This window comes from Streptomyces sp. MGP-P1, from assembly GCF_057766565.1.
Genome location: NZ_JBYMEM010000005.1, coordinates 1,374,524 through 1,386,622, shown reverse-complemented (window position 1 = coordinate 1,386,622; position 12,099 = coordinate 1,374,524). Strand labels below are relative to the sequence as shown.

Below are 12,099 nucleotides of genomic sequence, written 5' to 3'. Positions count from 1 at the left end.
GTGTTATGTCCTCTACTCGTTGGGGTTTGAGCCGCCGATATAACCTTCTCGCAAAGGCAGAAAGTAGTCGTTTTCGCATTTATAGTGAAACGCTTTCGCATTTTCGTGCGCCGCTTCAGCGGCGCGTACGGGGCACGGGGCCGGCCCTGACTACGGTCGAAGGGCCGGGGAGAGACGGGACGGCGCGAACGCCCCGCTCAGGAGGTGCGACAGAGCATGGCGGCGACGCGGCACAGGTCTACTGCCCGCCGCTTCGTGAGATCCGCCTGTCGCTTCATGGGTCCGATCGTAGGGAGGTACGGACGGAGATGTCACCGTCGTGTCGCATGATGAGACACGATCATCCGTGATGTGAGACGCGCACGGGGTGAACGGGCCGGGGATCCAGCGCCGGGCTCCCCCGAGCCTGCCCCGCATCTGCGGACCGGACACGGGCGTCTCACTATCCGGATCCGGGGTGCTTTCCGGGACGGCCGGGGAGCCCGGGGCGGTCGGTCAGCCCGTCAGGGAGACGTCCGAGCCGGTCACCGAGATCTCCAGGCCCTTCTCGGTCACCTTGACCTCCCGGAGCTCCAGGCCCTTCGGCAGCCCGTCGATGTCGCCCTGGAAGTCGGTCTTCTCGCGGACCAGTCGCTCGACGCCGGGAAGGCCCTCGCCCGGCACCTTGTCCGCGCGCACCTTGATCATGTGGCCGTCGACGCGGGTCACGGTGGACAGCACGCTGCGCGAGATCGGCCGGCCGAGGAGCTCGACGGTGCCGGTGACCTTCGCCTTGCCGTTGCCGCCGTACTCCACGACGACGCCGTCGCTGGCCGCCGCCGTGAGGTCCGCGTAGCTGACGAGCGCGGTGCCGGTGGCGCGGGCGGCCGTGGCGCTCCGGTAGCCGGAGCCGAGCTTCACGTCGTGCAGTCGGGCCCGGACCTCGCTGACCCGTATCGCGCGGCCGGCGGCGCTGGTCTCCATGCCGGTGAGGTCGACGTCGACCCGGTCGAGCCGCGAGGCGGCGAGCTGGGTGAGGAAGGGGAAACCCTTGATCGAGATCTCCGTGGTGGCGGGCCCGCCCCCGCTGATCGTGACCCGGTCCTCGGCCTCGGACTCGGCGAAGTAGAGGGCCGCGCGGTCGACGGCGAGGAAGAGGCCGCCGAGCACCACCACCAGGACCAGCAGTATTCGCAGTGCGCGCATGTGTCGTTCCCCCACCTGAGCCGATCGGTCCCCCTGGCGCCCGTGAGCCTACTGCCGCAGGAGGGGGACGCCTTGGATGATCGACGACCGACGGCCCCCGATCGGTTCCCGGGGGCCGGTCGGCGACGGGGCGGTTCGGCGACGGGGGCAGGTCGGCGACAGTGGCCGTGCGGCGGTCAGAGGACGGCGCGGCCGACCAGGTAGACGGCCGGGGCCGCCACGGTCAGCGGCAGCGCCACTCCGGCGGTCATGTGCACGAACCGGGACGGGTAGTCGTAGCTCGCCACCCGCAGCCCGATGAGCGCGCACCCGCCGACCGCGAGACCGAGCAGCACGCCCTTCGCCCCGAAGTCGGTCGTGTTGCCGAGGACGAGGCCCGCACCCGCGCCCGCGAGCAGGGCCACCCCGAGGGAGGCGATGTTGGGCAGCGGAAGGGCGCGGACGAGCGTGGCCGCCGCGACCGCCGCCCCGCCGACCGTCACCGCGTCCGGGGCCGCCGCGAGAAATCCGCCCGCGAGCACCGCGAGCGACGCCGAGACGACCGTGGCCATCAGGCCGTACATCCGCTCGTCGGCCCCCGCGTGGCTCCGGAGCTGGAGGACCACGGTGAGCAGCACCCAGACGCCCAGGGTGCCCAGCAGCGCGGCGGGGCCGTGCTCCCGGCCCGCGGCGAGCAGCGCGACGTCGGCGACCAGACCTCCGGCGAAGGCGAGCGCGATGCCCTGGCGGGCGGGCCACATGCCGTTGAGCCGGAACCATCCGGCGGCCGTCACCGCCTGGAGGAGCACCACCGGGACGAGCAGCGCGTACGGCCCGATCGCCGCGCCCCCCGCGAGCAGCAGGCCGAGCACGGCAGTGAGCGCGGCGGGCTGCATCCCCGGCGCGATGATCGGCGAACGCCCTTCCGCGCGGGCCCGCTGGGCGTCGGTGATCCGGGCGTTGCCCAGGGTCGTGGGCGCGCTGTAGCCCGTGTCGCCGGCCTCCGGCCGCGCGGTCATGGGCGCGGGCCCGGGCCCGGGCCCGGGCCCGGGTGCCGCGGGGGCAACGGGCGCGGCCGGGACCTCGGGTGGCAGGGGGAAGGACCCCGAGGCCCCCTGCGGCGGAAGATAGGCGGTGTCGGCCGCCGAAGCCGCCGAGGGCCGGTACGGCTGCTGCGGCTGTCCCTGCGCCTGCCCCTGCTGCTGCGGTTCCGGAAATTGCTGCTGGTGCTGCTGGTGCTGCTGGTGCTGCTGGTGCTGCTGGTGCTGCTGGTGCTGCTGGTGCTGCTGCTGCGGATCCTGGTACTGCTGCTCGTACGAAAGGTGCGGCTCCGGCGTCGCGTACGGGCCGGGCTGCTGCTGCTGTCCGTACGGATCGGGCCCCGGCGTCCCGTACGAGCCCGGCTGCTGCCGTCCGTACGGATCGGGCCCCGGCGTCGCGTACGGATCAGGCTGCGGCGTCCCGTACGGACCCGGTTGCTGCGGCTGCCCGTACCCCTGCCCCGGATCCCCCGCCCGTTGCTGTTCCCCGCCCGGGCGGATCGTCGGCTGGTACTGCGTGTCCCAGGTTGGCGCCTGCCACGTCTGCGTCCCGCCCTGGTCGAAGGAGGTCGGGTCCTGGGGCGCGGCGGACTGCCCGGCCGTCCCATCGGGCCAGTGCGGCGACGCCGGCTGCTGCTGCCGCTCGGGGTCGTACGGATACGGGTACTGCTGATCGCTGCTGCTCATGGCCTGCGGTTCACCCTCCTGCGAACGGCGGGAGCACCTCGACCGTGCCGCCCTCGGCAAGGCGTACGGTCTCATGCCCACGGGTCCCGACGGGGTTCCCGTCGATGAGGAACGAGCACCGCCGCAGCACCTGGCTCAGCTCGCCGGGATGCCTTTCGCGCACCGCGTCGAGCGCCTCGGCGAGGGTCTCCGCCGCGTACGGTTCCTCCGCGGTGCCCGCCGCGGCCTTGGCCGCGGCCCAGTAGCGGATCGTCCCCGCTGCCATGGCGCCACTCCTTCGGGTCGGTTCGTCGGACGCCTCGTGCGTCAGCTCTCCATGATGGGTCACGCGCGCGGCGCGGCCGTCGCCCAGTCGGCGATACGGGCGAGCAGGGCGTCGTCCGCCGCGTTCTCGGCGTGGCCCATCCCCCGCTCCAGCCACAGCTCCGCGCCACCGGGCCCGGCCGCCTCGGCCAGCATCCTCGGATGGTCCAGCGGGAAGTAGGGGTCCCGGTCGCCGTGCACGAGCAGCAGGGGGGCCGGGGCGATGAGCGGGACCGCGGCGACCGGGGAGAGCGGGACGGGATCCCAGTCCGCGGTCGCGATGCGGGTACGGAATCCGTAGCGCCCGACGAGGCGGCCCGAGGGGCGGGTGACCACCCAGTGCAGCCGGCGCATCGGGGCCGTCCCCCGGTAGTACCAGCGAGCGGGAGCGCTGACGGAGACCACCGCGTCCGCATGCGCCTCCGCACTCCCCGTGCGCCCCGCGCGCGCCGGCACACGAATGGCGGTACGCCCCGTCGAGGATTCCGTGGGCCCCGCCCGGTACAGGGCGCCGTGCCGGAGCACCACCGAGCCGCCCATCGAGAACCCGACCGTCACCACCCGGGAGTGCCCAAGTTCCCGCGCCCAGGCCACCGCGGCGGCCAGGTCCAGCACCTCGCGGTCGCCCACCGTGGAGCGCCCGCCGGAGCGCCCGTGGCCCCGGAACGAGAACGTGACCACGGCCGCACGGCGGGCGAAGACCCGTGCGGCGCGCCGCACGGCGGGGCGGTCGGCCGAGCCGGTGAACCCGTGCGCGACGACGATCGCGGGGGTCGCCGCCGGCCCCGCGAACGCTTCGCCCCCCGGCGTCCCGGCACCCGCCGTACACGGTTCGTACACCGCCTCGACCGATACGCCGTCATCCGTCGGCAACGTGGCGAATCGTGGGGGTCGCGTGAGCAAGGGAACAGAGGAACTCAGGAATCGGCCCTCGGACACGGAACTCATGTGGGCTATTCTGCTGCGAAGAGGATCCGGGCAAAGCAGCCCCCGGGTCCTTTTGTGCTTTACCCGCGTTGTTACGACGACGTTTCCACAAGCTCAGCGGCCCCAGGGCGCGGGACCGCACCGTGAAACCCGCATGACGCGGACCGTATGACCGCATGACCGTATGACCGCATGACGTACGAAGCAGTGCCGCATACTCCCCCGGGCCCGACCCGGGAGTGCCCCTCTCGCAGGGAACGAGGAGGACCGACGTAATGGGCGAGCGAACCGTGCAACATGATCGACCGAACCAGGCAGGTGGCCGGCGATGAGTTCACTGCTGCTTCTGACGAACGCACTCCAGCCGTCGACGGAGGTGCTCCCCGCCCTCGGGCTCCTGCTCCACAGCGTGCGGGTCGGCGCCCGCCGAGGGCCCGGCCCTCGTGGACACCCCGGGCGCCGACGTGATCCTCGTCGACGGGCGACGCGACCTTCCGCAGGTCCGCTCGCTCTGTCAGCTGCTGCGGTCCACGGGACCCGGCTGTCCGCTGATACTCGTCGTCACCGAGGGCGGTCTCGCGGCCGTCACCGCCGACTGGGGCGTCGACGACGTCCTGCTGGACACGGCGGGACCGGCCGAGGTCGAGGCCCGGCTGCGCCTCGCCATGGGCCGCCGGCAGATCACTTCCGACGACTCCCCGATGGAGATCCGCAACGGTGACCTCTCCGTCGACGAGGCGACGTACAGCGCGAAACTCAAGGGCCGGGTCCTGGACCTGACGTTCAAGGAATTCGAACTGCTGAAATACCTCGCCCAGCACCCGGGCCGGGTCTTCACCCGCGCCCAGCTCCTCCAGGAGGTCTGGGGCTACGACTACTTCGGCGGTACGCGGACGGTCGACGTCCACGTACGGCGACTGCGCGCCAAGCTCGGCCCCGAGCACGAGTCGCTGATCGGCACCGTGCGCAACGTCGGCTACCGCTTCGTCACGCCGGAGAAGGTCGAGCGCGCGGCGGAGGAGGCGAAGGACCGGGCCGCCGCCCGGCAGAGGGCGGCCGACCCCGTCGCCCGATCGGAGCAGTCCTCTTCGGCCACCGTGCCGGAAGAAGCCCCGGTAGAGGCTGCCACCCCCTAGGTCCATCCGCGTAGACTGCGGCGCGTGGCCAAGGTGACGCGGGACGATGTGGCGAGACTGGCGGGGACGTCGACCGCGGTCGTCAGCTACGTCATCAACAACGGACCCCGGCCGGTCGCCCCGGCCACGCGCGAGCGGGTGCTCGCCGCGATCAAGCAGTTGGGCTACCGGCCCGACCGGGTCGCCCAGGCCATGGCCTCGCGCCGCACGGACCTCATAGGAATGATCGTGCCGGACGCCCGGCAGCCGTTCTTCGCGGAGATGGCGCACGCGGTCGAACAGGCCGCCGCCGAGCGCGGGAAGATGGTGCTCGTCGGCAACTCCGACTACCGCGACGAGCGCGAGGTCCACTATCTGCGGGCCTTCCTCGGTATGCGCGTCTCCGGGCTGATCCTGGTCAGCCAGGGCCCCAGCGAGCGCGCCGCCGCCGAGATCGAGGCCTGGGACGCCCGGGTCGTCCTGCTGCACGAGCGCCCCGAGGCGATCGACGACGTCGCCGTCGTCACCGACGACGTGGGCGGCGCGCAGCTCGCCACCCGGCATCTGCTGGAGCACGGCAACGCCTACGTGGCCTGCCTCGGCGGCACGGAGGAGACCCCGGCGGTCGGCGACCCGGTCGCCGACCACGTCGAGGGCTGGCGACGGGCGATGCACGAGTCGGGCCGCTCCACGGAGGGCCGGCTCTTCCAGGCCCCGTACAACCGCTACGACGCCTATCAGGTGGCCCTCGGGCTGCTGGCGGGCCCGGACCGGCCCCCGGCGATCTTCTGCGCCACGGACGACCAGGCCTTCGGCGTGCTGCGGGCCGCCCGTGAGCTGCGCATCGACGTGCCGGGTGAGCTGGCGGTGGCGGGCTTCGACGACGTCAAGGAAGCCGGCCTCACCGATCCGCCGCTGACCACGGTCCACTCCGACCGCCCGGCGATGGCGCGGGCGGCGGTGGACCTGGTGCTCGACGACTCGCTCCGGGTCTCGGGGTCGCGGCGGGAGCGGCTGAAGCAGTTCCCCTCCGCGCTGGTGGTCCGGCGCTCGTGCGGCTGCGGGGAGCCCCCCGCGTCCGCCTGACCGCCCGCGCCCTCGGATCTTCGGTCCTTCTTCGGTCCTTCTTCGGATCTTCGGCCCTTACAGCGGGCATACGCGGTTCTTCCGGGCTTCTCAGGACGTATTCAGGCCCTTCTCATCTTCGCTGACCAGCCTGGTGGACATGACGGAGAACCTTCGCCCCAGCGGCGCGTACACCACGGACCAGGACCCGACCCCGTACGGCTACGGCACGGTGGACGACGGCGCCCCGGGCGGCTATCCGCCGCCGCCCCCGTACGCCCCCACCACCCGGCGCCGGGCCAAGCGACCGGTGGCTCTGCTCGCGGCGGTGGCGCTCGCGGCGGGCGTGATCGGCGGCGGCACCGCGACCCTAGTCGGCCAGCTGAACGACGGGGGCTCCGCAGCCACCGGCTCGGGCGGCGCGGTCAACGGCACCACCGTCTCGCAGTCCAGCAAGGGCACCGTCGCGGGCGTCGCGGAGGCGGTCTCGCCCGCGATCGTGGAGATCGGCGCGGCCTCGTCGGCGGGCGACTCCACCGGTTCGGGCGTGGTGATCACCGAGGACGGCGAGATCGTCACCAACAACCACGTCATCTCGGGCGCGCAGGAGATCCAGGTCACGCTCTCCACCGGAAAGACCTACACGGCCGACGTCGTGGGCACCGACCCCGACAAGGACCTCGCGCTCATCAAGCTCCGGGGCGCGAGCGGCCTGAAGACGGCGACGCTCGGCGACTCCTCGCAGGTCAAGGTCGGCGACCAGGTCGTGGCGATCGGCTCGCCCGAGGGCCTGACCGGCACCGTCACCAGCGGCATCGTCTCCGCGCTCGACCGGGACGTCACCGTCGCCAAGGACGACTCCGGCAGCTCGGGACAGGGACAGGGGCAGGGCCAGGGCCAGGGGCGGCAGGGCGGCGGTCAGCAGTGGCCGTTCGAGTTCGGGGGACAGCAGTTCAACGGCGACACGGGCGAGGAGACGACCACGTACAAGGCGCTACAGACCGACGCGTCGCTCAACCCCGGCAACTCCGGCGGTGCGCTGATCAACATGGACGGTGAGATCATCGGCATCAACTCCGCGATGTACGCGCCGAGTTCCTCGGCGGCGGGCAGCGGTTCCGCGGCGGGCAGCGTCGGGCTCGGCTTCGCGATCCCGGTGGACACCCTCAAGGCCGACCTGGACACCCTGCGCGCGGGCGGCAGCTCCTGATCCCGCACACCGCCTTGGCCGTGCGAGGCTGAGCACCCCCCGCAGACGGGTCGACACGAGAAGAGGACGAGACAGCGATGAGCCCCGCCGAGGACGATCCCCAGCGCATCCTGATCGTCGACGACGAGCCGGCCGTGCGCGAGGCGCTCCAGCGCAGCCTCGCCTTCGAGGGATACGGGACACGGGTCGCGGTCGACGGGTACGACGCCCTGGCGATGGCCGAGGCCTACGCCCCCGACCTCGTCGTCCTGGACATCCAGATGCCCCGGATGGACGGCCTCACCGCCGCCCGCCGCATCCGGGCCACCGGCTCCACCACGCCCATCCTCATGCTCACCGCCCGCGACACCGTCGGCGACCGGGTCACCGGGCTCGACGCGGGCGCGGACGACTACCTGGTCAAACCGTTCGAGCTTGACGAGCTGTTCGCCCGCATCCGGGCCCTGCTGCGCCGCAGCTCCTACGCCTCGGCGGCGGGTGCGGACGCACCCGACGACGACGTCCTCTCCTTCGCCGACCTGCGGATGGACCTGGCGACCCGCGAGGTCACCCGCGGCGAGCGGCGGGTCGAGCTGACCCGTACCGAGTTCACGCTGCTGGAGATGTTCCTGTCCCACCCGCGCCAGGTGCTGACCCGGGAACAGATCCTCAAGGCCGTCTGGGGCTTCGACTTCGAGCCCAGCTCCAACTCCCTGGACGTGTACGTGATGTATCTGCGCCGCAAGACGGAGGCGGGCGGCGAGCCGCGTCTCGTCCACACCGTGCGCGGGGTGGGCTACGCGCTGCGCGCCGGCGGGAGCGGAGAGGCGTGAGCGGTCCGGCGCCCACCGCGCGCGGGCGGGAGCGGGCCGGTGTGAGCCCGGTGCGCCGGTTCCGGGCGCTGCCGCTGCGCTCCCGGCTCGCGATGCTGGTCGCGACGGCGGTCGCGGTGGCGGTCGCCGCGGTGGCGGCGGCCTGCTGGTTCGTGACCCGGGAGCAGTTGGAGGGCCAGCTCGACGACTCGCTGCGCAACGCGAAGATGGACAACGCGCCGATGCGCGATCTGCTGAGCTCGTGCCTGAGCGGCGGGCAGTTGCCCGCGCAGGAGTTCCCCGGCCAGTACACCGTGCAGATCGTCGCGGCGAACGGCGACTACTGCACGGCCCCGAACACCACGCCCGTCCCCGCCCAGCCCAGCGACATCACCGTGGCGGCGGGGCGGGAGACCGACGCCCTGCACACGACGGAGAACGACGCCGGACAGGACATGCGGGTCTACACCCGCAAGCTGCCGCCGGTGGTCGGCTCCGGCCAGGCCAACGACCAGCTCGCGGTCTCGGTGGCCCGACCCCTCAGCGAGATCGACGCACCGCTGTCCGCGCTCGCCTGGGTGCTGGCCCTCGTCGGCGGCATCGGCGCCCTCGGCGCGGGTGCGGCCGGGCTGTGGATCGCGCGCGCCGGGCTCCGGCCGGTCGACGAGCTGACCGAGGCCGTCGAGCACGTGGCCCGTACCGAGGACCTGACCGTACGCATCCCGGTGGACGGCGAGGACGAGATCGCCCGGCTCTCCAGCTCGTTCAACTCGATGACGGCGCAGCTCGCCTCCTCCCGCGACCGCCAGGCCCAGCTGATCGCGGACGCGGGCCACGAGCTGCGCACCCCGCTGACCTCGCTCCGGACGAACGTGGAGCTGCTGGCCCGCAGCGACGAGACGGGCCGGATGATCCCGCCGGAGGACCGCAAGGCGCTGATGGCCTCGGTGAAGGCCCAGATGACGGAGTTGGCCGCGCTGATCGGCGACCTCCAGGAACTGGCCCGCCCCGACGCGGCGGAGCCCGGCCCGCTCCAGGTGGTGGCCCTGCACGAGACCACCCGCACCGCCCTGCGCCGCGCCCGCCTGCGCGGCCCGGAGCTGACGATCACGGAGGACCTGGCCCCCTGGTACGTACGCGCGGAGCCGGCCACCCTGGAACGGGCGATCGTCAACGTCCTGGACAACGCGGTGAAGTTCAGCCCGCCGGGCGGCACGGTCGACGTGCGGCTGCACCGGGGCGAGCTGACCGTCCGGGACCGGGGCCCCGGCATCCCCGCCGAGGATCTCCCGCACGTCTTCGAACGCTTCTGGCGCTCCCCGACCGCCCGTCAGCTCCCCGGCTCGGGCCTGGGCCTGTCCATCGTGGCCCGTACGGTGCACCAGGCGGGCGGCTCGATCGCCCTGCGCCCGGCCCCGGACGCCGGCCCCGGCACGGTGGCGGCGCTCACGCTGCCGGGGGCGCCGACGCCGCCGCCGGGAATGTGAGGCCGGGGACGGCGGGTGCCGCTCACCTCGTCGGGTTGTGCCGGATCAGCGACTCGACCAGGCCGGACCGCTGGTTCGGGTAGTCCAGCGGGACGATGCCGAGCCCCGTCCATCCGGCGGTCTCCGCGCGCTCCAGGAAGGAGTGCACCTGCGGGTTGAGCCGGTCGGCGTTCCAGCGGGGCGGCATCAGGGCGGCGGTGGACACGTAGTTCATGAAGAGCTTGCCCGGCTGCTGGGCCGCCCTGCGGAACTGGGACTCGATCTTGGGGTACTTGGCGAACGGCTCCGCCATGTAGTCGTCCTGGATGTCGAAGAGGGCCTGGTCCCCGTACCGCACCCCGGGCAGCCCTCCGTTGTCCGCGAGGAGCACCACCTTGCCCCGGGCCCCGCCGAGGTCGGGGAGGGTGGCGTCCAGGCGGAACAGCGACCGCCAGCCGCGTACGTCCAGGTAGTCGTCGAAGACCGCCCGGAACGCGGCGTCGTTCGCGGACGAGTGCTCCTGCTTGACCCGCATCAGCACGGTCTCGGACGGCCGCGTGGCGAGGAAGTCCCGGCAGGCGACGAGGACGTCCCCGAACATCAGGTTCTGGAACGAGGCCCCGTGGTGGATCGCGAACGAGCCGTCGATGAGCCGGCACCGTACGTCGAGGAAGCGGATGCCGCTGGTCAACTGCTGGGCGATCGTCGTGTTCTGGCACTCCGACCAGGGACCGCCGAACCGGGCCCCCGAGTCGTGCGTGCCCGGGATCGTGAGCTGCCGGAGCGCGGTGCCGTCGGGCAGGGCGGCCATCCAGTCATGCGCCCCCCGGACCGCCCGGCCGGCCTCCCGCGTGGCGGCGACGGCGGGGGCCACGCCGACGATCGCGGTGGCGGAGACGGCGAGGGCGCCGGCCAGGAAGCCCCTGCGGGAGGGCCGGGACGGGGGACCGGGCAGAGGCCCGGACGTGCGCGCGGGGCTGGGGCTGGACATGGGCGGGTGCCTCCAAGGGCCGTGGTGGGGGGCAGGGGGCCGCTGGCTCCCCGAGCCCTTGGATTCTGACGGGCGCACGTCACCTCTGGAAGAGGGCGGGCCCTCCGGCCGTGGGCCCGGCGTCCTCCGGAGATGACGCGCGCCCGCTTCCGGAGGCGGGCCCGGCCTCTTCCGGAGGCGGGCCCCGGCCGCGCTCGCCGGTTCAGCCCGCGTGCTGGTACGAGGGGTAGGTGACGTACCCCGTGTCGCCCCCCTGGAAGTACGTCGCCTCGTCCTCCGGGGCGATCGGCAGCCCGGCGCGCATCCGCTCGACCAGGTCCGGGTTGGCGATGAAGGCGCGGCCGAAGCTGATGAGATCGGCGCCAAGACCGAGCCAGCGGTCCCCGTCCGAACGCCCGGCGCGCTCGGCCCCCATCGGCAGCACCGGGTTCATGATCAGCGTGCCGGGCCACGCACGCCGCAGGGCGACCAGCACCTCGTCGTCGACCGTCGCCTCCAGGTGCACGTAGGCGGGCTCCAGACGCGCCAACTCCGCCAGCAGTACGGCGTAGAGCTCGGGGACGTCCCGCTCCTCGACGCCCCAGAACGTCCCGCCCGGCGAGAGCCGGATGCCGGTCCGGGCCGCGCCCACGGCGTCGACGGTCGCCGCCGTCGCGTCGACGGCGAACCGCACCCGGTTGGCGAGGGACCCGCCGTAGCGGTCGGTGCGGAGGTTGGCGTTCGAGGAGAGGAACTGGGAGATCAAGTAGCCGTTGGCGCCGTGGAGTTCCACGCCGTCGAACCCTGCGTCGACGGCCCTGCGGGCAGCCGACGCGTAGGACTCGGCGTGCTCGGGCACCTCGGCCGTCCCCAGCGCTCGCGGCACCGGCACGGGCTGCGGGCCCGTCGGGGTGAACACCTCGCCGGTCGCCGCGACGGCGGAGGGCCCGACCGGCCGCAGTCCGGTGGTGTCCGGGTGCGAGACCCGGCCGCCGTGCATGATCTGGGCGAAGATCCGGCCGCCGTTGGCGTGCACCGCGGCGGTCACCGGACGCCACGAGGCGACCTGCTCGTCGGTGTGGAGTCCCGGCGTACCGGGGTTGGACTGCCCGACCAGGCTCGGCTGCACCCCCTCGCTCACGATGAGCCCGGCGGACGCCCGCTGCGCGTAGTACGTGGCCATCGACGGTGTCGCCAGCCCTCCGGCGGCCGCCCGGACGCGGCTCATCGGCGCCATCACCACCCGGTTGGGCAGCCGCAGGTCACCGAGGCGGTAGCTGTCGAAAAGGCTCTGGTTCATGGCGCGGATCTCCTGGTTTCCATCAGCTCCGAAGCACCCGTGAACCGGGTACGGCGCTACG

Annotated in this window: 11 protein-coding genes and 1 pseudogene; 5 read left to right on the top strand and 7 right to left on the bottom strand. The window is 73.1% G+C overall.

What is annotated here, in order from left to right; genetic code table 11:
- Positions 1 to 197: 197 nt before the first annotated feature.
- The 5 genes from AC3CH1_RS15735 to AC3CH1_RS15715 form a co-directional block, all read right to left on the bottom strand.
- On the bottom strand, positions 198 to 278 hold the full coding sequence (locus tag AC3CH1_RS15735; protein ID WP_350240574.1) for a putative leader peptide: 81 nt from the start codon (positions 276 to 278) through the stop codon (positions 198 to 200).
- Positions 279 to 495: 217 nt separating this feature from the next.
- On the bottom strand, positions 496 to 1,185 hold the full coding sequence (locus tag AC3CH1_RS15730) for an LmeA family phospholipid-binding protein (protein WP_488463452.1): 690 nt from the start codon (positions 1,183 to 1,185) through the stop codon (positions 496 to 498).
- Positions 1,186 to 1,361: 176 nt separating this feature from the next.
- Positions 1,362 to 2,891, bottom strand: coding sequence for a hypothetical protein (locus AC3CH1_RS15725; RefSeq protein WP_488463451.1), 1,530 nt, complete (start codon positions 2,889 to 2,891; stop codon positions 1,362 to 1,364).
- Between the two features lie 10 nt (positions 2,892 to 2,901).
- On the bottom strand, positions 2,902 to 3,156 hold the full coding sequence (locus AC3CH1_RS15720) for a MoaD/ThiS family protein (RefSeq protein WP_265600806.1): 255 nt from the start codon (positions 3,154 to 3,156) through the stop codon (positions 2,902 to 2,904).
- 59 nt (positions 3,157 to 3,215) lie between these two features.
- Positions 3,216 to 4,142, bottom strand: coding sequence for an alpha/beta hydrolase (locus AC3CH1_RS15715; protein ID WP_488463450.1), 927 nt, complete (start codon positions 4,140 to 4,142; stop codon positions 3,216 to 3,218).
- Between the two features lie 307 nt (positions 4,143 to 4,449).
- On the opposite strand from AC3CH1_RS15715, the pseudogene AC3CH1_RS15710 reads away from it, so the two are divergent.
- The 5 genes and pseudogenes from AC3CH1_RS15710 (at position 4,450) to AC3CH1_RS15690 (ending at position 9,789) form a co-directional block, all read left to right on the top strand.
- Positions 4,450 to 5,257 (top strand): annotated as a pseudogene (locus AC3CH1_RS15710) (response regulator transcription factor).
- 24 nt (positions 5,258 to 5,281) lie between these two features.
- Entirely contained in the window at positions 5,282 to 6,322 is a 1,041-nt protein-coding gene (locus tag AC3CH1_RS15705; RefSeq protein WP_215110868.1) for a LacI family DNA-binding transcriptional regulator, read from the top strand.
- 139 nt (positions 6,323 to 6,461) lie between these two features.
- Positions 6,462 to 7,511, top strand: a complete 1,050-nt coding sequence (locus AC3CH1_RS15700) for a S1C family serine protease (protein ID WP_488463449.1) — start codon at positions 6,462 to 6,464, stop codon at positions 7,509 to 7,511.
- 77 nt (positions 7,512 to 7,588) lie between these two features.
- A complete protein-coding gene (locus AC3CH1_RS15695) occupies positions 7,589 to 8,323 on the top strand; it encodes a response regulator transcription factor (RefSeq protein WP_488463448.1) in 735 nt (244 codons plus the stop codon).
- 92 nt (positions 8,324 to 8,415) lie between these two features.
- Entirely contained in the window at positions 8,416 to 9,789 is a 1,374-nt protein-coding gene (locus AC3CH1_RS15690) for a sensor histidine kinase (RefSeq protein ID WP_488463518.1), read from the top strand.
- A gap of 22 nt (positions 9,790 to 9,811) precedes the next feature.
- On the opposite strand, the gene AC3CH1_RS15685 is transcribed toward AC3CH1_RS15690, so the two are convergent.
- Positions 9,812 to 10,759, bottom strand: coding sequence for a phosphatidylinositol-specific phospholipase C (locus AC3CH1_RS15685; protein ID WP_488463447.1), 948 nt, complete (start codon positions 10,757 to 10,759; stop codon positions 9,812 to 9,814).
- Between the two features lie 202 nt (positions 10,760 to 10,961).
- The gene (locus AC3CH1_RS15680; RefSeq protein ID WP_488463446.1) at positions 10,962 to 12,038 is read right to left on the bottom strand and encodes an alkene reductase; all 1,077 of its coding nucleotides are present in this window, start codon (positions 12,036 to 12,038) and stop codon (positions 10,962 to 10,964) included.
- Between the last annotated feature and the right edge of the window lie 61 nt (positions 12,039 to 12,099).

Excerpts from the sequence above, each read along its gene's own strand:
- AC3CH1_RS15735 (WP_350240574.1), bottom strand. The coding sequence starts at position 278 with ATGAAGCGACAGGCGGATCTCACGAAGCGGCGGGCAGTAGACCTGTGC.
- AC3CH1_RS15715 (WP_488463450.1), bottom strand. The coding sequence starts at position 4,142 with ATGAGTTCCGTGTCCGAGGGCCGATTCCTGAGTTCCTCTGTTCCCTTG.
- AC3CH1_RS15700 (WP_488463449.1), top strand. The coding sequence starts at position 6,462 with ATGACGGAGAACCTTCGCCCCAGCGGCGCGTACACCACGGACCAGGAC.
- AC3CH1_RS15685 (WP_488463447.1), bottom strand. The coding sequence starts at position 10,759 with ATGTCCAGCCCCAGCCCCGCGCGCACGTCCGGGCCTCTGCCCGGTCCC.
- AC3CH1_RS15695 (WP_488463448.1), top strand. The coding sequence starts at position 7,589 with ATGAGCCCCGCCGAGGACGATCCCCAGCGCATCCTGATCGTCGACGAC.
- AC3CH1_RS15730 (WP_488463452.1), bottom strand. The coding sequence starts at position 1,185 with ATGCGCGCACTGCGAATACTGCTGGTCCTGGTGGTGGTGCTCGGCGGC.
- AC3CH1_RS15725 (WP_488463451.1), bottom strand. The coding sequence starts at position 2,891 with ATGAGCAGCAGCGATCAGCAGTACCCGTATCCGTACGACCCCGAGCGG.
- AC3CH1_RS15680 (WP_488463446.1), bottom strand. The coding sequence starts at position 12,038 with ATGAACCAGAGCCTTTTCGACAGCTACCGCCTCGGTGACCTGCGGCTG.
- AC3CH1_RS15720 (WP_265600806.1), bottom strand. The coding sequence starts at position 3,156 with ATGGCAGCGGGGACGATCCGCTACTGGGCCGCGGCCAAGGCCGCGGCG.
- AC3CH1_RS15690 (WP_488463518.1), top strand. The coding sequence starts at position 8,416 with ATGCTGGTCGCGACGGCGGTCGCGGTGGCGGTCGCCGCGGTGGCGGCG.